This is a genomic window from Halobacteriovorax sp. HLS, from assembly GCF_004006665.1.
Taxonomy (GTDB): Bacteria; Bdellovibrionota; Bacteriovoracia; order Bacteriovoracales; family Bacteriovoracaceae; genus Halobacteriovorax.
The window spans coordinates 554124-573566 of record NZ_QOCL01000014.1; the positions used below are offsets into that span (position 1 = coordinate 554124).

21 protein-coding genes are annotated in these 19443 nt (G+C 36.1%); 8 read left to right on the forward strand and 13 right to left on the reverse strand.

Going from position 1 to position 19443, the window contains the following annotated elements:
- Nucleotides 1-69 precede the first annotated feature (69 nt).
- The 3 genes from hpt to DPQ89_RS16695 are packed head-to-tail and all read left to right on the forward strand — an operon-like array spanning nt 70 to nt 2547.
- A complete protein-coding gene (gene hpt / locus DPQ89_RS16685) occupies nt 70-588 on the forward strand; it encodes a hypoxanthine phosphoribosyltransferase (RefSeq protein WP_127718170.1) in 519 nt (172 codons plus the stop codon).
- The gene (locus tag DPQ89_RS16690) at nt 575-1582 is read left to right on the forward strand and encodes a hypothetical protein (RefSeq protein ID WP_127718171.1); all 1008 of its coding nucleotides are present in this window, start codon (nt 575-577) and stop codon (nt 1580-1582) included. Before hpt ends, DPQ89_RS16690 begins: the two co-directional genes overlap by 14 nt.
- Before the next feature lie 11 nt (nt 1583-1593).
- Entirely contained in the window at nt 1594-2547 is a 954-nt protein-coding gene (locus DPQ89_RS16695) for a hypothetical protein (protein ID WP_127718172.1), read from the forward strand.
- Here DPQ89_RS16695 and DPQ89_RS16700 read toward each other — a convergent pair.
- Nucleotides 2516-3007: a hypothetical protein gene (locus tag DPQ89_RS16700; protein WP_127718173.1), complete on the reverse strand. Its 492-nt coding sequence runs from the start codon at nt 3005-3007 to the stop codon at nt 2516-2518. The two genes, DPQ89_RS16695 and DPQ89_RS16700, sit on opposite strands and share 32 nt — an antisense overlap.
- Before the next feature lie 22 nt (nt 3008-3029).
- On the opposite strand from DPQ89_RS16700, the gene DPQ89_RS16705 reads away from it, so the two are divergent.
- The gene (locus DPQ89_RS16705; RefSeq protein WP_127718174.1) at nt 3030-3965 is read left to right on the forward strand and encodes a calcium/sodium antiporter; all 936 of its coding nucleotides are present in this window, start codon (nt 3030-3032) and stop codon (nt 3963-3965) included.
- Between the two features lie 9 nt (nt 3966-3974).
- Here DPQ89_RS16705 and DPQ89_RS16710 read toward each other — a convergent pair whose 3' ends face one another.
- The 5 genes from DPQ89_RS16710 to tsaD are packed head-to-tail and all read right to left on the reverse strand — an operon-like array spanning nt 3975 to nt 8138.
- A complete protein-coding gene (locus DPQ89_RS16710; RefSeq protein WP_127718175.1) occupies nt 3975-4454 on the reverse strand; it encodes a glutathione peroxidase in 480 nt (159 codons plus the stop codon).
- A gap of 8 nt (nt 4455-4462) precedes the next feature.
- Nucleotides 4463-4912, reverse strand: coding sequence for an SsrA-binding protein SmpB (gene smpB, locus DPQ89_RS16715; RefSeq protein WP_127718176.1), 450 nt, complete (start codon nt 4910-4912; stop codon nt 4463-4465).
- Nucleotides 4913-4919: 7 nt separating this feature from the next.
- Nucleotides 4920-6242, reverse strand: coding sequence for an OmpP1/FadL family transporter (locus DPQ89_RS16720; protein WP_127718177.1), 1323 nt, complete (start codon nt 6240-6242; stop codon nt 4920-4922).
- Between the two features lie 7 nt (nt 6243-6249).
- Nucleotides 6250-7053, reverse strand: coding sequence for a 16S rRNA (adenine(1518)-N(6)/adenine(1519)-N(6))-dimethyltransferase RsmA (gene rsmA, locus DPQ89_RS16725; protein WP_127718178.1), 804 nt, complete (start codon nt 7051-7053; stop codon nt 6250-6252).
- The gene (tsaD, locus tag DPQ89_RS16730; RefSeq protein ID WP_127718179.1) at nt 7053-8138 is read right to left on the reverse strand and encodes a tRNA (adenosine(37)-N6)-threonylcarbamoyltransferase complex transferase subunit TsaD; all 1086 of its coding nucleotides are present in this window, start codon (nt 8136-8138) and stop codon (nt 7053-7055) included. The genes rsmA and tsaD overlap by 1 nt, the downstream gene beginning before the upstream one ends.
- Before the next feature lie 59 nt (nt 8139-8197).
- Here tsaD and DPQ89_RS16735 point away from each other — a divergent pair, with 59 nt between their 5' ends.
- A complete protein-coding gene (locus DPQ89_RS16735; protein WP_127718180.1) occupies nt 8198-9028 on the forward strand; it encodes an alpha/beta hydrolase in 831 nt (276 codons plus the stop codon).
- Here the strand turns inward: DPQ89_RS16735 and DPQ89_RS16740 are convergent.
- From DPQ89_RS16740 to pal, 4 genes are read right to left on the reverse strand one after another with little or no spacing between them, the layout of a single operon-like run.
- On the reverse strand, nt 9025-10617 hold the full coding sequence (locus tag DPQ89_RS16740) for a multiheme c-type cytochrome (RefSeq protein ID WP_127718181.1): 1593 nt from the start codon (nt 10615-10617) through the stop codon (nt 9025-9027). The genes DPQ89_RS16735 and DPQ89_RS16740 overlap by 4 nt on opposite strands.
- A 19-nt stretch (nt 10618-10636) precedes the next feature.
- Entirely contained in the window at nt 10637-11428 is a 792-nt protein-coding gene (locus DPQ89_RS16745; RefSeq protein ID WP_127718182.1) for a tol-pal system YbgF family protein, read from the reverse strand.
- Nucleotides 11429-11454: 26 nt separating this feature from the next.
- The gene (locus tag DPQ89_RS16750) at nt 11455-11757 is read right to left on the reverse strand and encodes a DUF4398 domain-containing protein (RefSeq protein ID WP_127718183.1); all 303 of its coding nucleotides are present in this window, start codon (nt 11755-11757) and stop codon (nt 11455-11457) included.
- Nucleotides 11757-12257 carry a peptidoglycan-associated lipoprotein Pal gene (gene pal, locus DPQ89_RS16755; RefSeq protein ID WP_127718184.1) on the reverse strand — a complete coding sequence of 167 codons (501 nt, stop codon included), beginning with the start codon at nt 12255-12257 and terminating at the stop codon, nt 11757-11759. Before pal ends, DPQ89_RS16750 begins: the two co-directional genes overlap by 1 nt.
- Before the next feature lie 90 nt (nt 12258-12347).
- On the opposite strand from pal, the gene DPQ89_RS16760 reads away from it, so the two are divergent.
- The gene (locus tag DPQ89_RS16760) at nt 12348-15062 is read left to right on the forward strand and encodes a hypothetical protein (protein ID WP_127718185.1); all 2715 of its coding nucleotides are present in this window, start codon (nt 12348-12350) and stop codon (nt 15060-15062) included.
- Between the two features lie 111 nt (nt 15063-15173).
- The gene (locus DPQ89_RS16765) at nt 15174-15572 is read left to right on the forward strand and encodes a response regulator (protein WP_127718186.1); all 399 of its coding nucleotides are present in this window, start codon (nt 15174-15176) and stop codon (nt 15570-15572) included.
- Here DPQ89_RS16765 and DPQ89_RS16770 read toward each other — a convergent pair.
- Both DPQ89_RS16770 and DPQ89_RS16775 read right to left on the reverse strand, forming a co-directional pair.
- Nucleotides 15569-16588 (reverse strand): low specificity L-threonine aldolase, encoded by a 1020-nt coding sequence (locus DPQ89_RS16770; RefSeq protein WP_127718187.1) that lies wholly within the window; start codon nt 16586-16588, stop codon nt 15569-15571. The two genes, DPQ89_RS16765 and DPQ89_RS16770, sit on opposite strands and share 4 nt — an antisense overlap.
- On the reverse strand, nt 16585-17532 hold the full coding sequence (locus DPQ89_RS16775) for a LysR family transcriptional regulator (protein WP_164848492.1): 948 nt from the start codon (nt 17530-17532) through the stop codon (nt 16585-16587). Before DPQ89_RS16775 ends, DPQ89_RS16770 begins: the two co-directional genes overlap by 4 nt.
- Nucleotides 17533-17630: 98 nt before the next feature.
- On the opposite strand from DPQ89_RS16775, the gene DPQ89_RS16780 reads away from it, so the two are divergent.
- Nucleotides 17631-18464, forward strand: a complete 834-nt coding sequence (locus DPQ89_RS16780; protein ID WP_127718189.1) for an alpha/beta fold hydrolase — start codon at nt 17631-17633, stop codon at nt 18462-18464.
- Here DPQ89_RS16780 and DPQ89_RS16785 read toward each other — a convergent pair whose 3' ends face one another.
- On the reverse strand, nt 18465-19433 hold the full coding sequence (locus DPQ89_RS16785) for a hypothetical protein (RefSeq protein WP_127718190.1): 969 nt from the start codon (nt 19431-19433) through the stop codon (nt 18465-18467). It abuts the gene before it with no gap.
- Between the last annotated feature and the right edge of the window lie 10 nt (nt 19434-19443).

Below are 19443 nucleotides of genomic sequence, written 5' to 3' on the forward strand. Positions count from 1 at the left end.
GAAGGAGACTCTGGTCTCCTTTTCTTTTTTTGTTATAATCATTGGGTATTAACTAAACCCGAGGTTTATATGTCTTATCCTGTTCTATTTTCTAAAGAAGTTATTCAAAAGAGAGTTAAAGAGTTAGGTGAACAAATTTCAAAAGATTTTCATGGAGAAGAGCTTGTTGTTATTGGAGTTCTAAAGGGCTCATTTATTTATTGTGCCGATCTCATTCGAGAATTAAACCTTCCGGTTCATTTGGAATTTATGTCAGTTTCATCCTATGAAGGAACTGAATCAACTGGAAACCTTAGAGTTAATCTCGACATTAATGTTGATGTTGCAGGAAAGAACGTCCTTCTGGTTGAAGATATTGTTGATACTGGACTAACGATCTCATCATTAGTTGAGAGTTTTAAAAAGAAAAATCCGAAAACTTTAAAAGTAAGTTCTCTACTATATAAGCCTGCAAGACTTGAGCATAAAGTAGAAATTGACTACCTTGCCTTTGAAATAGAAGATCACTTTGTTATTGGATACGGACTAGATTTCAATGGCCGCTTTAGAGAGTTACCATATGTAGGAATATATAATGGCGAAGTATAGTGGATCAGTAAGAGTAGACTTGTTAGGTGGAACTATTGATTTAGAGCCAATTAACTTAATTATTCCAAATACTGTAACTCTAAATCTTGCGACAAGTTTAAAGGCCGAAGTTACAATTGAAGAATTTGAAAAAGGAAAAGTTCAGATTCATTCTCTAGATTATGACACTTCAGTGGTTTTCGATAGCAGTGACTTTACTGTTGAAAATTTATTAGGAGATCACTTCTCTCATTTTTCTTTTGTGTGTCAGATTTTAAATCACTTTGAACTAACCAGTGGAATTACACTTCACTTAAAGTCTGGCTCTCCAGCAGGAGCTGGTCTTGGTGGTTCCTCTTCTATGGGAGTGACACTTTACTGCGCTATTTGTAATTTTCTAAAAATACCAATTGATAGAAATGAAGCTATTAAAGTTGTTAGATCAATTGAGGGTAGAATCTTAGATTCAGGGCCAGCAGGTTATCAAGATTATTATCCTGCTGTTTATGGAGGAGTTTTAGCCCTCATTCCAAAGTTAGATAAGATTGAAGTAGAGCAACTCTATAGTGATGAGCTTAAAGAATACTTAGAAAATCACATCTCACTTGTTTATTCCAAGCAGTCTAGACTTTCAGGAATAAATAACTGGGAAGTTTACAAAGGCTTCTTTGATAAAGATATCAATATTAGAAAGGGCTTAATGCAAATAGCAGACCTAAGTGAAAAGGCCTATGAAGCTATAAAAAATAAAGACTTTAGCTCGCTAGGCGAGTTTATTTCTAAAGAAGGATCCACTCGTAAAGAACTTTTTCCTGGAATAGTTTCTGAAAAAATGGATATGGTGTATAATAAAGTTGTACAAGCGGTTCCTAGTGCAGGTTTAAAAGTCTGCGGTGCCGGTGGTGGAGGTTGTTTTTTAATTGTACATCCATCAGAGCAAAGAGAGCTTGTAGAGAGTATAGTCACCAGTAATGACATGGATATTCTCCCATTTTCGATAGATAAACCTCTTTAAAGAGAGCAGTGGTGGTTCAGTCTAAAAATATTGCGGGTATGAGTATGAAAGGTGGAAGAAAGGATAATTTCTTCTTCTGCCTCATCGAATACTACGAATCTTCTCAAAGATGGTTTCTGAGATCACTTTTACAAGTTAAAGATGAAGAAGGTCTAGAGGGCGATGATGCTATTAGGTCTTGGATAGAGGACTATAGCGTCAAGCAACTTGTTGTAGACTTCCCTCTGACTTGGCCGGCCTGTCATAGTTGCCAATTAGATTGCCCTGGATCGGATAAATGTCCGGTTGAATCGGTTACTAGTGTGAAGCAAAGAATTGAAGCAATTCTAGAAGAAGATAAAGAAATTCATGCGAATCACCCTAAGGCCTATGAAAGAAATAGAAATAATGATGATGAAGTAGATAAGGGAAGAGATTTTTGGGATAAAGAGTCTCACGAGCATCTACTTTCCAGATCATTTAAAAGAAGGTTGAAGAAAGGCTTTCTTCCTTATTGGAATAGATCTGCAGATTATTGGATTTGGAAATATTACTATGACCAATATTTAGAGCTATTTAACTCTTCCTATGACTCGTTTGGAAATACCTCTTTGATGATTCTTTCTAGATTCTCTTACTTAAGAAGACACTTTCCAAAGAATATTGATCTCTATGAAGGAAATGTAAACCTAACACTCATCGAACTTATGAGGTCTAAGAATTTACTTAAGAGAGATATTTTAAATATGAGTGATATCGAACTTGGAATTGATGCAAGGTTAGATATTATTAAGAAGATAGAGGCCAGGCTAAATATCTTTATTTATGACCACGATCTAGAGCTCATTATCAAGAATCCACGGGCCTTTGACTCATTCATACTAGCAGTTACAGGTCAGAGAAACCTTTTGGAGAAAGTAAGAGATCTTCCTCCATGGACAAATCCTGAAAAAACTAGGATTTTAGTGCCGGACTTTTCACTTTAAAAATCTTTAGTCCATTTGCTACAAATAGAAGAGCGATTCCTGCCGCAGCAAGTGCTAAGTAGATGGTGTCATTGAGTATATTAGGAATTCCCGCTAGTAGTAGACCAACTCCTCCAATCCATGCCTGTATTCGAAGGTATTTAAAAGCAAATAATCTATTTTGATAATAGAATAGATAATTTAGTAAATGCACTAGAATGACAGCAATAAGCATTAAGACTAGTGAGCTTGTCCATATTTGAAAGAATTCGTTAAAGAAGTCTTTAGGGATTAATTGTTCGTCGAAGTTAGGACTATGTTTCATCTGATCTATAGCTTGAACAAAGTATTTTTCAAATACTGTTTTATCAGCGAAAATAAACCAAATATATTTTGCGATAACGAGATCAGAAAATAACGCACAGGTAATAGCTACGACTTTAAATTTCTTTTCGGTAAAGTTACTATATATTGTCTTCATAAGTTAATTATAGGGAAGGATTATGACACTACAAGTAGTTTTATTAGTTTTAGCAATCGTAATGCTATATTTTGGAGCAGAGTTTGCTCTTGAATCAGCAGAGAAAATTGGTCTTTTCCTCGGAATGTCACCTCTTGTTATAGGATTACTCATTGTAGGGTTTGGTACGTCATTACCAGAGTTCTTTGTCTCCCAATTGGCGTGCTTTAGGGGTGAGACACCAATAGCACTGGGAAATATTGTAGGTTCTAATATAGCCAATCTCTTTTTAATAATGGGATTGACGGGGATGGCCGTACCTCTCTATATGGCCGGAAAAGAAATTAAGGTTCAGCTCTTTTTTCATATTGTTCTAACAGCAATTCTCTCTTTTATCTTATTGCAAACAAAACTATTTTGGTGGGGAAGTGCTCTTCTTGTAGGCTTCTTTATTGTGTATCTAACACATACCTTTAGGGGGATGGCCAAAGAGAGACATTTAAGAAATGCAAGTGAGGAAGAAACAATTCATGAAATCACTCCTATAATGTTTGTGAAGTTATTAATTGGCTTTGTTTTACTCTATCTAGGTGGAGAGCTCTTAGTTAGTTCTGGCTCTAAGATAGGTGCAGCATTAGGTATTTCTACATATGTTATATCTGCAGTTTTCGTGGCCTTTGGAACTTCATTTCCAGAGCTCGTAACAGCACTTCTAGCTTGTGTGAAAAAGAAGAATACAGACTTGATTACGGGAAATATCATTGGTTCAAATATTTTCAATGTTGCTTTTGTATTAGGTTCACTAGGCTTCTATGATGTGGCAATTAATAAAGACTACACGCTTGAGATTTCAGTACTTGTCTTTGCAAGTGTCTTTCTAATAGGTCTAAGTCTCATTAAGAGAAACTTCTATAGGTTCTCTGGGATTGCATTCTTTGGAACTTACTTATTCGTTGTTTATAACTGGGTAGCAAAATAAGAAAAAGACCTACTTTAGTAGGTCTTCAATATTTGAACTTAGTTCACTTGGCTTTGTTTGAGGTGCAAACCTTGTGATTGACTGGCCATTCTTTCCGATAAGAAACTTCGTGAAATTCCACTTTATTTTCTTTGATCCAAGTAGTCCTGGAGCACTATTTTTGAGCTCTTCGTAGAATGGGTGAGTACCATCTCCGTTAACATCTATCTTCTCCATTAATGGAAAAGAGATATTAAATTGTAGGTCGCAAAATGATGCGATTTCTTCACTTTCGCCAGGCTCTTGTCCCCCAAATTGGTTACAAGGGAAAGCAAGAATCTCAAGCCCCTCTTCTTTGTACTTTGTATATAACTCTTGAAGACCTGCATACTGAGGTGTAAAGCCACATTTAGAAGCAGTATTTACAACAAGAACGACCTTATCTTTATAGTCCGATAATGAAACTTCTTTACCTTTATTATCTATAACTTTGTGATCATAAATGGACATATCTTCTCCTATTCGTAGATACCTTTTTGTAGCTTTCGTTGAACATCTTTTTTCTGATCATCCGCTCTTTTATCATGGAGTTTCTTCCCTCTTCCTAGAGCGATCTCTAATTTAACGATTGATCCTTTAAAGTATATCATTGTTGGTACAAGAGTAAGCTTTTGTGCACGCATTTTATGAAAGAGCTTAGACGTCTCTTTTGCATTTAGAAGGAGTTTTCTCTTTCTTGTTTCATCGTGATTATTAATATTTCCAAACTCGTATTGAGGAATATTAATATTATGGGCCCAAACTTCAAAGTTACCATCAATAGTAATATGAGATTCAGCTATGGAAACTTTTCCATTTCTAAGACTCTTTACTTCAGTTCCAACTAAAACCATTCCAGTTTCAATTTTATCTTCAAGAGCGTAGTCAAAATGAGCTCTCTTATTCTTTGCAATTATTTTAATACCCATAAAAATCCTAAAAACTAATATTCATACCTAATGATCCAACCATTACGCTTCCGCCAACCTTATATCCTGGTGAGCCGATTTTATTTCCAGCTCCACCACTTTCTAAGTTTGCAGACTTTACAACATTAAGCTCTTCTAGCATATGATATTGGAAAGAAGCGCCTAGTTTGATCGGAAAATCAAATAGGTTCATATTGTAGAGACCAGCAGTTGTCAGTATTGTTGAATTTGTATCCAAAGTATTTCCGGCCCCCGAAAAGTCACCTTGAATAGGTGTTGGTCTGTAGATGACACCGAAGTCTAATTCTAACTCTTCAGTTAGATTTAGAGCTAGGCCAAGTTTTGGAACAAAGATGTCTTCAGTTTTTAAACTTTCGTAGTCGTTACTAGGTTGAATTCCACCACCTCTTTGAATGACTTGAACTATTGGAGACTTATATGATCCCCACATCTGATATTCTAACAGTCCGTAAAATTTAAACATACTAAACTGGTGCCCAAATCCAAGACGTAGAATATGTGGATCGTAGTAAATCATACTCTTAACATTTAAATCGAGAATATAGTCTGTTGTTGTTGAGATACTGACTTTACCAAAGGCCGCTGCTTCGAGGTTATTCTTCATTTCTTGCTGATAAGCAAAGTAGGTCTGTGTATTGGCAGAAGGTCTATAGAGAGCTGACAAGATTACACCAAGGCTTGGTTTAATATCAGACTTTGCAGAACCATATGAACCGAATCCTGATTGAATAGAGACTTGAGTCTTTACATCTGCTGCGGCCTGAAATCCAAGCTGAGTTCCAATTGAAAAGGCCAGTGTATTGTTTAAAAATGCTTTAGCGTAATTAAAGTAGAATATACTTCTGCTATAGCGAGAGCGGTACATTACATATTCAGGAAGAGTAGGGTCTCCTGAGTTTACTTTCATAAGACTACCAACAGGAGTATTTACACTTAGGGCAATTGTTCCTAAATTTTTTGCCAGTGGAAGTGCTATGTGAAGAGTTCCATTATATTGAGGGTCGTAGTCCGTTCCTACGCTTCCTGTCTGCTCAGGAAGAGCTGGGTCTTGGTAAGCATCGTTCATGATAACAACGCCATTGATGGACTCAAAGTTAGTACTACTCATTGAGGCACTAGCGGCAAAGTTAAACTTTTCAGTTAGGGCCATAAGAGCAGGAATATAATAATTATTGGCCGGATCATCAGCATCTAGATTGGCCTGATTTCCAATTCCTGATGTTGTTACGTGAGAGCCGAAGAACTCAAAATAATTTGCCTGAGTATTTAAACAGAGGCTTAAGAGAATAAACAGTGAGGTTAATTTCATAGTAGACCTATTTTTTTAGTACTTTATAAAGATTCTGTATTACTTCTAAATCAAAAGCTTCAGCTCTGTCGGTTCTTTGGACGCCGACTTCTTCACATGCTTTTTCTAAGACTTCTTTTTCATAATAATTCTTTAAGATACTTCCAAGCTGCTTTCTTTTGAATTTAAATATCTTGCGAAGAAATTCTTCAAACTCTCTAAACTCTTCAATTGGTATTAGAGGAGACTCTTTTCTTTTGAAACTAATCACTGTGGAGTCTACTTTTGGTGGAGGTTGAAAGGCTCCAGGAGGCGCTTGGCACAGTACATTTACTTCAAAGTAGTTTTGGGTCAGACAAAGTAGTGAGCCCATTGAATTCTTTTTCTTCCCAACAAAATTAACAACCTTATCGGCAACTTCTTTTTGAAACATCAGGGTCATATACTTTATCTGAGGGGCCTGAATGAAATTAATAAGAAGTGGAACGCTGACGTTGTAAGGAAGGTTTGATACTAGCCAAATATCTTTATCAGCAATATTTTTTTGTGCAAAGAAAGTTGGAAGATCCACCTTTAGTGCATCACTAAGGGTTATCTGATCTTTAGAAATAAATTGTTCTAAGTATTCTGGAAATCTCTTATCCATTTCTATGACATGAAATGGAAGATCATGTTTAGCTAAGAACTCCGTTAGGATACCAGGACCTGGTCCAACTTCTATCATTGCTTGGGCCTCGTCTTTGAAGTCTTCAGTGATAGAGTTAATTATACTTTCACTTCTTAGAAAGTGTTGTCCAAGGTTTTTGTCTGCCCAGGGAAGTTTCTTGGTCACTAAAGATTCCTTTTTTCTTGAAGATCTTTTTTAGAGATATATCTTCCTTTAGCATCGAGAGTTAGACACTCTGGAAAGTCAATTGCATCATTGTAGATTCTAGAGGCATAGTTCGCTACCATGGCCCCATTATCTGTACAGTACTTAGGTGTAACGAAGAAAACGTCACGATATGTTTCAATTAGAACTTTTCTTAAGTAACTATTGCAAGCAACACCACCACCGACAACGACTTCTAGTTTTTGCGGATGGTCTTCATTAACTTTCTTCATTGCATATTTTAGTTTTAGTTTCAAAGCTCCAACAATTGCATGCTGATAAGATGCACAGACATCTTTTATATCTTGTGAGTAAATATCTCCACCTGGGTGAACGACGTGTGGATTTTGCTCCACAAAAAGTCTTAGGGCAGTCTTTACACCAGAATAACTTAGGCGGCAGTCAGCAGAAGACTTTAGGCCAATTGGGAATTGATACTTTAGCGGATCACCTTCTTTAGCAAGGTCATCAATAATTCGACCGGCAGGGTAACCGAGTCCTAGTATCTTTCCACCTTTATCAAATGCTTCACCCGCGGCATCATCAATTGTTGAGCCAAGTATTTCAAAATCTCTTTGAGACTTCACAAGTAGAAAGAGAGAATGTCCACCTGAAACAAGTAGTCCAATATATGGATAGCGAGTTGTTCTCGTTAGGTGGATGGCCTCTAGGTGTGCAAATAAGTGGTTTACGGGAATTATAGGTTTCTCAAATATAAGTGAGAGTGTCTTCGCTGTGTTCAGACCTGTTAGCAGTGGTCCTAGTAGTCCTGGCGAAGTCGTAACTCCAATAGCATCTATGTCTTTCATGTCCAGATGAATAGAGTCGAGGGTACTTTCTAGCAGAGGCACTAGCTTAGCTAAATGATTTCTCGCAGCAATTTCTGGAACAACGCCGCCCCATTTACTGAGTAGCTGTTCCTGAGAAAACGATTTCTGCGTTAAAACGGAAGGTGGAGTGTTTAAGTCATGAAAATCACACTCTAGCACTGCTATAGATGTATCATCACAACTGGTTTCAATTCCTAAAATAAACTTTGTAGTCATAAGCTCAAAATCCTAGCATAATAGATAGCGTTTATTAAATCTTTTAAGGTTCTTAGTACATGAAAAAGCTGATTATTTATACTTTAGCACTGCTATTTTCAAGTTGTTCTAACCTTTTTTACTTTCCCACTGATTACTTTTACGCAGATCCTAAAACTCAAGATATTGAGTATAGTGATATAGACTTTAAATCCACCGATGATACACAGCTTCATGGGTGGTTAATGACTAGCAATAAAGTTAAGAAAAAGAAGGGTTTGATTCTTTATTTTCACGGAAATGCCCAAAATTTAACCTCTCATTGGTTGAACTTAGGCTGGCTGACTAAGAAGGGATACGATATTTTCATCTTTGATTACAGAGGTTATGGACTATCTAAGGGGCAGGCCAATCAGCAGGGGTTGAATAAGGACTCTATCGCTGCTCTCAATTGGGCCTATGAAAAGCAAAGAGATTATCCAAAATTTATTGTTTACGGCCAAAGCCTTGGTGGCGCTGTAAGTATGAGGGCGCTGAAAGATTTTAAACATAGAGATGAGATTGATCTCTATATTTTGGACTCAACTTTTATTTCATACCAGTCTATTGCTTTTGATAAGCTAAAAAATGCAGGTGTCTTTGTTGTTCTAAGTCCACTGTCTTATATTCTTGTTTCTGACGAGTATGCAGCGAGAGACTTTGTCTCGAAAATCGAGATTCCAACGCTAGTGATACATGGTCAGAAGGACCCAATTGTTCCCTATAAATTTGGACAAGAGATTTACCAAAAGTTATCGACTAAAAAGAAGTGGTGGTGGTCAGTAGAGGATGGGGGCCATACTGATATTTTCTGGCCCAAGAATTTGAAGTATCGATCAAAGTTTGTGACTTTCTTAGATGAACTTGATTAGTGATTACACTGAACTTTCTTCATCATTTGAATAATTTTAATTTCACTGGCCTTTCCATCTTCATACCACTCTGGAGACTGATCTTGGTTGTGGCAGTTAAGGCATTTGGCCTTCATTTTTTCAAACTTTTGTGAGTCAGGAACTTTCACTTCGCTTGTTGAGAAAGGGTGATCTAGATGTTTGTCATGACAATTTAAACATTGAACGTTAGAAAAGTTATGCGACACTCCACTTTGTTCATCAAATTTAACCCACTTATTTGATATCTTCTCTATAGTATGAGGAGGTAAGTTTCTAATAGATGTAAAATTTGTAAATTCACTCTTTACATGTTTCCAGTAATTATCTTTTAACCTTTTTAGCTTTTTTTCATCTGTTTGTTCGAACTGAATAATATCCTGCGCTCGTTGGAATCCATGTGTAGACCCAAGTCCTAGAGAATGACATTTTACACATGATAAATTATTTTCTTCTTGCGCCTTGATAAGAGTGAGGTAGGCCAGTGCATGTGGGGTTTGTTGCCACTTCTTGGCCTGATCAGTATGACATTCAATACATGATGATGAAGTATTATACTTTTGTACTCCTATGCTTTTTACACTCATTGCGTTTTGCTCTTCAAGCTGTATTTTTGCAAGCCTTTGTTTATGATCTGTGAGAAAGGCGTGGAATGGATTAGGTTGTAAAACCTTTGCTTTCTCATCTCTTGATTCATGAATAGCATAAGAGTCGGACTTCTTATCAGCAGTTAGAGAGATCTTAATCTCTCCTAGGTAGTGGTTTCTAGAAAGAACTTGCACCATCTTTGTATTTCCCTCTTCAACAGGAAACTTCGTGAAGCTTTGTGAATGGGACCCGATGATCCAATCGATTTCTGGAAAATTCTTTGCGTAAATTTTATCAACATCAATTCCAGAGTTTGTTAAGGCGATTAGTCTATGAAAAGGATTCTTTTGTTCGAATCCTGCCTTTTTAAGTTCTTCTTTTATAAAAGGTATCTGAGCAATTGGGCTGATAAATGCACTAGAGAATTGAGGCTTAAAAATATTTGGATCTGATAATGCAATTAGAAAGACCTTATGGGGTCCTCTTTGATAGATAACAATCTTTTTATGATTAAGTGGAAAAGTTGCAGATGGGTTTGAGACTAAGTAAGTAAAAGGATTTTCTTCTTCAACGTTTTTTAAAAAGTCCCAACCCATGGCAAGGTCTTGTTCTCCGGGTAGCATATAGGAAAGTTTAAGCTTTCCTAGACCCCTGGCAAGGTTCTTACCTGTGAAGCTCAAAGAGCTATTAAGGCTGTCTGGAATCGTAGAAGAAGCAAAGAAAGTATCTCCACTGTCTACATAGAGAGTGTCGCTCTTTTTTTCTATTTCGTGCATTATTCCTGCAATTTGAGGAAGTCCGCCTAGAGGGTGATGTCTGCAACCACAAGGGTGGGTTTCACCATTGATATTATGACTAAATAATATGGAAAAGCTATCCTTTGAAATATTCTGTACTGTGTACTCATTATTATCAATTGTCTCAATAAAGTAAGTACAAGAAGAAATGATAAGTAGAGCGATTATCCATATTTGCTTTTTCATATTCGAGCTTCCTTTTACATTACAATTTCTTTAGCATTGCTTTGGCGTCTTTAACTTTCTTCGATTTTGGAAATCTTTTAATAAGTTCTTCAAGTGTTTGCTTGGCCTGATCATTTTGCTTCATTCTAACCAAACTTTTTGAAAGAAATAGCATTCCGTTAGCGTTGTAATTTGATTTAGGAAATTCAGTAAAGAGCTTGCTGAAGTATACAACGGCTGCCTTGTCATCTTTTCCGATATAGCTAACCATTCCAAGGTTGTGTAAAACTCTTGTTCTTTTACTTCCTTTTATTTTAGAACTAGATTCTAGTGCTTCTAGTTTTGGTCTAGCACTACTGTAGTGACCTTTCTTATAATCAAGCATTGCTGAATCGTAGTCAGATAACTTTTTAGAGCTTTTTTTTGCCGCTGTTGCTCCCGACAGAGTGGCGAGCAATTTCTTTAAATAAGCATCTTGCTTTACAAGCTGATCTTCAATTTCAGTTAATCTCTTTTGATTCATATCCTGTGTTGTTTGATTAGCTTTTTCTTTTTCTTCTAGGAAAGTTACTTTTTCACGAAGTGTTTGAACTTCTTTTGATAATTGCTCTTTAGTACTATGGTTTGTTTCTTCAACTTGTCCCGTTAGCATACCGAGTCTCTCTTCAATATTCTGAAGTCTAACTTTCGAGTCAGCTGTTAGGCTTTGGTTTTCGACCATTTGAATTGAAAGATTGTCGACCATTTGTTCTCTTTGAATTTCTTCTTGAGTTTTACATGAACCAAAAATAATTAAAGAACTAAGCGCAAGAAATTTGATTTCTCTTCTCATTAAAATATCCTCTTTATAGATAAGAATTATAAATTTTCTAAAGTTTGTTTTCTAATCGCAATAAACTCTGCTTTTTCAGAAAACTTCTTAGATAGAATAGCGTATTGCTTTGCTTTATTGAAATACTTTCTTCGATAAGATGACTTTGCTTTTAGATAGTAGAACTCTGCTTTTCTAAAAACGCCAGGGGAGAGTGTTTGTGCTTTTGCTTCTTTTGCTGCTAGAAATGCAACTTGTGCCAGGCTCATTTCAAGTTTGGGGCGGGTGGTCGCTAAACCACATCCCCAAAGTTGAAAAAATAGTGTGAAAAGTACTAACTTCTTTATCATTATTTCGCAGTAATAACGAAGTTTCCTCTTCTATTTTGTCCCCATGCTCCTTCATCGTGTCCAAAAGCAACTGGTCTTTCTTTACCGAATGAAATTGTTGAGATTCTAGAAGAAGCAACACCCATTGCTACTAAGTATTCTTTAACTGAAGCAGCTCTTCTTTCACCTAGTGCAAGGTTGAACTGAACTCCACCTCTTTCATCACAGTGTCCTTCAACCTGAACTTCAACAGAAGGGTTGGCCTTTAGGAATTCTGCGTTAGCATTAAGTGTTTCACGAGTAGCTGTTGTAAGTACCGATGAATTGAATCCAAAAAATACTGAAGAGATTGCTCCGGCCTTTCCTGAATCAGAATCAGCGTTTAGCTCAAGTGCTGAGCTATCTGAACCTACAGATGATACTTCTTGGTTACCATCTTGAACTTCTTTTTTCTTTGTAGAACCACAACCTACTAAAGAGATCGAAAGTGCAATAACGGCGATTAGTGTAGAAATTTTCATTTATTAACTCCTTATAGATAAAATATCTTTTTATATTAATGACTTATTAAGATAGTATAACTAAAAAAAATACTATTAGGTACTGTTAAAATGAAAAAACAATTTTTCCGAGTGTTCTTGTCGGGTATTCTTCTAAATATTTGTTCACCTTTGCTATTTGCAAGAACAGATTCTCCTATTGATACAACTAAATTTTCTGTTGAGACAAATTATGGACACTATCATTATGAGCTTCATTTACCGCTTAAAGACGAGAGTTTCGTCAATCGTGTCGTTAAAATACTGAGACAAGATACGGCTAAGATTGCAAATTACTTTAAGTATGCCCCGAAGACTACAATTCACTTTAATCTAAGTGAGTACGACCATGAGGCCAATGGCAGTGCGACAGTTTTTCCTATTGATCAAATAATTTTACGTCAGTTTCCGCCAATTGGCGTTGAGCATCTAACAACTGGCGATGATTATCTGCAAGGCCTAGTGGTACATGAGTTGATTCATATCGTTCATATGGACCAGACAAGTGGTTTTCCTGAATTGGTTAGAACCATTTTTGGTTCCATCGGTAAGTTTGGAGGAGTCGCTCCTAGATGGTTCATCGAAGGAGTTGCGACTTGGGGAGAGAGCGAGTTTACAAACGGTGGTCGTTTAAGAAATAAACTAATGAGAGCTCAGTGGGAGCAGGCCATTGTTAGTAGAGGCTTTTGTCATACTATTGACTGTATAGATAGTCCTGGCGTCTACCCATATAGACAGTTTCCATATTGGACAGGGGCCTTCTTTTTAGAGTACTTGGAAAAGCAAAAAAGTGGCTCAGTTCAATGTCTTGTAAGTGCAAATAATAATAATATTCCTTTCTTTTTAAATTCAGCTTTTAAAGAATGTTTTGGAAAGAGTGCAAATGGTCTTTATACCAATTTCTTTAATGAAATGAAGTCTAAGGTCCAACAAAGAGAAAAAGAAGCTGATGAGGGCCTAAGCATTATTAGTAATATTGTTGGTCAAAAAGATCTATCGGCCGGAATTGTATTACTAGAGAATCATTTGATCACTGCTGAAGGTGATAATAAAGTTAGAAAGGTCTTTTCTCAAAATCTAGATACTATGGAGTCTCAAGAGATAGATTTTAATGGAAGATTATCCACTCTTTCTCGCTATTCAGATACTTCGTTGTCCATAAAGTCCTTTATTAATACTAGGGATAAAACCCAGAGATCAACCAGTATTTGGGCCACCGATTCATTTAAGCTTACTTCACAAAATGGTGACTATTCATTCTTATTCAATGAGGAAGTTGTAGAGTTCAAATTTAAAGACGGAAGATGGCAGATTAATGGAGATGAAATTATTTTTCCAAGAGGTGTGAATGTATTTTATCCAAAGAAAGCTGAGTCTGGAGTCTTTTTTAAGCTAGTAGATATTAATCATGAACGGCCAATGCTTGCTTTTTATTCTATCGAACACAAGAAGGTATCTATTGTTCAGAAATATGCAGAGAATTTCACGCTCCTTGAGAGTTGTGGGGATAATGTTATTGTTCGAAGCGATGATAAAACGTATATGAACTCGCTCAAGAATCAAGTACTAATTAAAGATCCGACTCTTGATAGGGCCATACTTTTGAGTTCAACGAATAAGCAATCTGCAGTAGTTATGGAGAATTCAAAATCATCTCTCTATAAGTGGAATAAAGGCTGCGAAGATTTTAAGAAAAAAAGAAAAACTTTTAAAAGAGTTGAACTTAAAGATTATAATTTTGAAACGTCTGTAGAAAATAATATTGAAGTCTCTAAAGAATCTTATCCCTCCGTTAAACACTTACTTCCTCGATATTGGTTTTTCGATTATACAGCTGAGTCAGATAGCTTAAGTGCTTGGGGAATTAGCACTTCTTTATCTGACCCTGATCAAAGACATCTTCTAAGTTTAAGGGCAGTTCTATACTCTGAATTAGATGAAGTTGCTCCTGATATTTCCTACACATATGAATTTCCTTTTTTTCATTATCTAAGTATTTCACATCGAAAAACTTTTTCTCAAAGTACTCTAAGAAAAGGAAATGACTCTCAGGAACTTACTCTGGCATCATATTCAAAGAAATTTGAATTAAAAAATGCTGATCTAATAACCTCTTTTTATGGAGGTCTTCAAAAGGTAGATGACTTTATCTCTATTAGAGATGAAAAAGAATATGGTCTTTTACTCAAAGGATATAAATTACGCGCTCAGTTTGATGACTTCTGGCAAGAGGTTTCCTTTAAAGGAAGATTTTTTAAAAAGGATGTTGAGGGTTATGATCCATATAATGGTCTTCAATCTATTTTAAAGTTTAATATTAATCCATTTAAAAATTTCTATTTCTATGGAAATGGAAGCTATAGTGTTTTAGATAAGACCACATATCACTCTGGTGTTCTATACGGTGGAGGAAGTTACACTGACTTTCATCAATTCTATGGTCTTCCTTATAGTGAGATTTTTGGAAATGAGATAAAGTCCACTCGAGCGGCCATAAAAATTTCAGCATTGGAAATTTATCGAGGTTCTGGATTTATTCCAATCTTCTTAGAAGAAGTTCATCTTAAGGGGGGGACTGATATCATTGCAGCTGATAGAATTCTTATTGGAACGCAGGCCCTTTATAATAAGTCGACTCAGTCTTGGTGGGGAGCTGTTCAGGCAGACTTTACTTTAGCCTATGCAATTCCATTTTCATTTGAAGTGATTAAGAGTTATGTCAATAATAGATATGGTGAAAATGTTAATAGTACGAGTACTATAATAACGAGCAGCTTAAGCTTTTAAACTAAAGAGAGCTTCAAGAGAGTGCTTAATTGAAGCTTAATTTCACAGTATTTGACTTTACTATTTTTCGTTAATGCCGAAAATACTAAATAGGAATTAACGGGAGATATTATGCAAATCAATATTGTGGCCATTGATGATGAAGAGGATGTTGCCGCTCTCTATAAAGTCTATTTCAAAAAAGAAGTTAAAAAAGAACTAATTACTCTGAACTGTTTTAACTCGGGAGAGAGTTGCTTAGAGTATCTGAAAAGCAGAGATGGTGAAGATACTCAGCTCATTCTATGCGATATTAATATGCCGGAAATGGACGGCTTTCAAGTTTTAGAATCCGTAAAGAAAGATTATCCAAATATTCATGTATACATGGTTTCTGCCTATGATAACGATGAATACTTAGGAAAAGCAAAGAGTTTAGGTGCAAGTGAATATTTCACTAAACCAGTAGACTTTACAGAACTTAAAAAGAAAATATTCGACTACTTTAATGATGAGAAGAACTCCGCCTAATAGGTGTAGTTGTTCAAAATATTTTCAATATCTTTTAAGATATCTTTATCAACATCTAGATGTGTAACAAATCTTATCGCTTGCCCACCAAAAGAAACTGCTAGTAAATTATTTTCTTTAAGGTAGCTTAGAAAGTGATTAGGGTCTATCTCATTATCTAAGTCAAAAATAACGATATTAGATACTACCTCTCTAGATTTCTCTATATAAGTTATATTCTTGATAATCTTTTCAATACTCTTTGCAAGCAAGTGATCTTCTTTTAGTCTTTCAATATTTCTTTCTAAGGCATAGCTTCCTGCTGCTGCTAAGAAACCTGCTTGGCGCATTCCCCCTCCAAACACTTTTCTAACTCTAAGGGCCTTTTTCAAGAATTCATTTGATCCTAATAGAAGAGAGCCTACTGGACAGCCAAGACCCTTTGATAGACAAATGGAGATAGAATCAAAGATTTGTCCTATCTCGTTTAGGTCATAGTTTTCAATTATGTGAGCATTGAAAAAGCGTGCCCCATCTAAGTGGAGTAGAAGATTATTTTCCTTACATACTTTTGAAATCTCTCGAAGTTCTTCGATGGAGTAGGTTGCTCCACCACCTCTATTGGTTGTATTTTCAAGAGACACTAACTTTGTTGTAGGTCGATGGATGTCAACAGGATTAATGGCCGTTTTAATTTGGTGAGCCGTTATCTTTCCAGCATTACCATCTAATAGTTTTACACTTGCTCTTGAGTGATGAAAAATTCCGCCACCCTCATATTGGTAAATATGTGAATCTCTCTCGAGAATAATTTCTTCAAATGCTTGTACATGGCAGCTGATAGCAATTTGATTTGTCATTGTACCAGATGGACAAAATAGGGAACCATCCATCCCAAAAAGTTTAGCACAATCTTCTTGGAGTTTATTTATTGAGGGATCTTCTCCAAAAACATCGTCTCCAACTGGAGCATTCATCATAGCTTCTAACATATCTTTAGATGGCCTTGTTAGTGTATCACTTCTTAGATCTATCATGAGAGCTCCTTTGCATCTTTATTAATGAGTCCTTTCTTTCTGAGTGTCGTGACCGATTGAATAATTTTCTTTCTTAGCCACTTGTGAGCAGGATCGTTATCATTTCTTTTGTGCCACATCATATGCCCCTCTAAGCTTTGAATTTCAACAGGTGGTTCGAAGGACTTTACCGGAAGAATTTTTTGAAACTCTAGCCCTAGTGTTTTGGGAATTGTGACAATCAAATTATTATTAAGAAATATCCAAGGCGATAATGAAAATTGAGGAATACTAACTCGTATATTTCTTTGTACACCTATTTTTGCAAGGGCATTATCTACAATGCCTCGTCTGCCGCCTAAAGGATCAATATTAATATGTTCGAGTTTTAAGTACTCGCCTAAGCTGATTTTGTCCTGCACGAGTGGGTTATCTTTTCTAGTAAGACATATATAGTCTTCATCAAATATTTTTTGAATCACTAAATTATTTCTAGGCCTAAGGCCAACCCCTAGGGCCAGATCGACTTTTGAAGAGTCTAAATCAGAATAGAATGTTTCTAGAGTAGGGTGACGAAAATCAAGAGACATTCCTGGAGAATTTTTTAATATACTACTTATTAAATAAGGTATGAAGGTCATACATTCACAATCACTACTAGTTATAGTGAATCTTTTCTTATGTGTGTGCGGATCAAATTGTTCGGCACTAAAAAGACCTGATTCGAGCTGACCTAGCGAAGAGGCAATAATGTCTTTTATACCCTCTGCTTTTGGGGTCGGAACCATCCCTTTTGGGGTTCTTAAAAAGAGATCATCATCTAAAATTAGGCGTAATCTATTTAGAGCATGACTCATGGCCGGCTGAGATAAACCTATAAGTTTCGCACCCTTAGAGACTGATTTTGTCTCTATTAAGGCATTGAAGACGAGTAATAGGTTAAGGTCCATTCCATTAATATTCATATTATGCATATTGTATATGATTAATATTCATTTCACAAATTTTCTGGTTCGGTTGATAATTATCAAAGTGATAGAGCGAGGGTCGGAGGAATTACCGTATGGAAACAAGAACGATCAAGCTAGTTGATAGAACAAAACTCAAACTCAATTTTTTCAGATCCATGAGGGGAAACTCCATGGCTCCTGTATTTGTGATTCTGCCGGCCCTAGGAATTAGGGCCGGCTATTACAAAAGCCTAGCAACTTCATTAACTTTAGATGGAAACCATGTCGTGAGCTTTGATTGGGAAAATCAAGAGGGGAGATCGATGAAGTTCTCCGATCATGGTTATAAAGAAGTTATCGAATTTGATCTACCTACTGTCTTAACTCAAGTAAAAGAGTTTTTTGGAGATACAAAGGTTTATCTTTTAGGACACAGTATTGGTGTTCAATTCGGTCTACTCTACAGTGCCCGCAATCCTGACTCGATTGCTGGAATGATTGCCATTGCTGGGGGCAGCTTCTATTACAAGAAGTTAAAGGGATTGAAGAGAACGAAGAGAAAGATTGATTATCATATCCTAAAAAATATTACGAAGGTGTTAGGTCATTTTCCTGGAGACTATATAGGTCTTTCTAAAGAGCCAGCCAAACTTATGCGAGATGTAGCAAAGGAAGGTCTACGTGGAAGTTACTCGCATATTGATGAGTCTCTCGACTTAGAGCTTGAGAAGCTAAATATTCCGATACTCTTTATAACTCTCAATAACGATAGACATATTCCAATTGAGGGAAGTGAGTTTCTGGCCTCAAAGTTAAAAAGTGCTGATTTAACAAGAATTCATTTAAGAGATGAATATGGACTTAGAGATTTTCACCATATCAAATGGGTTAAAACTCCAGAGCCAGTAGTTGAAAGAATTCAAAACTGGCTTTTGAGATCTGCTTGATTATTCTTTAATTTGAACCTTAACATTTGCTAGGTCTGTAACGAATTCCATAGTTCTATGAAAATCAAAAGTGACCGTTAAGTCCTTCTGTGCTGCCCAGATCGAACCATATGTATCTTTGCAGTAGACATCCAACCAGTAAGAGATTTCAACAGAATGAAAGTGTCTTGTCGCTGTTGGTCTGCTCCAGTGTCCATTTGAAAGGTAGAAGCCGTATAAAGATTCACCGTCGTTACACTTTAGTTGCTTAAAGATTTCAGAGTTAAGACTTTTAACTTTTCCATCCAGTTCATAACTTAGTTTTGCACTAATGAAATTATTTGGAGTAGAAAAGAGTCTGATATCTAAATTTCTCTGTCCTACTTCTTGGGTTGATACTGTCCAGTTTGCATCCCAGTCTCTTCTTACTTTTGCCGAAATTCTATCAAGGTAGCCGTGGCTTGCAATTCCAACTTGATGTCCAAGCTCGTGAATAAGAATACTAATCATAGCAGGCACATTGTTGGTAATAGACTCAGCTCTTTCTAAGTTGATAAAGATTGGGTGCTCATAAGAAAAACCTGTCTTAGCAAGTCTTTGAGTATTGTCATACTCATCTTCAAAGAAATCATTAGTTTGGCTATTCTTTAAAAATATAAGAATATTCTTCTGTCCTATTTTCTTTATAAATAAATTGTTGATGTCCTTGAGGACTTTCTTTTGGTCAGAATTCGTATAGCATTGAATATTAGATAAACAGTTTTCTATAGCTGTCTGAACACTATAGTAAGCGTGATAGAAGTTTTGCTCTAAAAGTCCGCCTCCGTTACCAACTATATCTCCTGAACCAAAAGCATCTATGAGTGGAGCCGTTTGAATTGAAAACTCTCGGTTAAGTTCAATTCTTCTTTGTGGAGAAAGCATTATTTCTTCAATAGCAAAAATATTTGAAGTGAAAACTAAAAGAGATAAAATAATAACATTTTTCATGGCGTCTCTC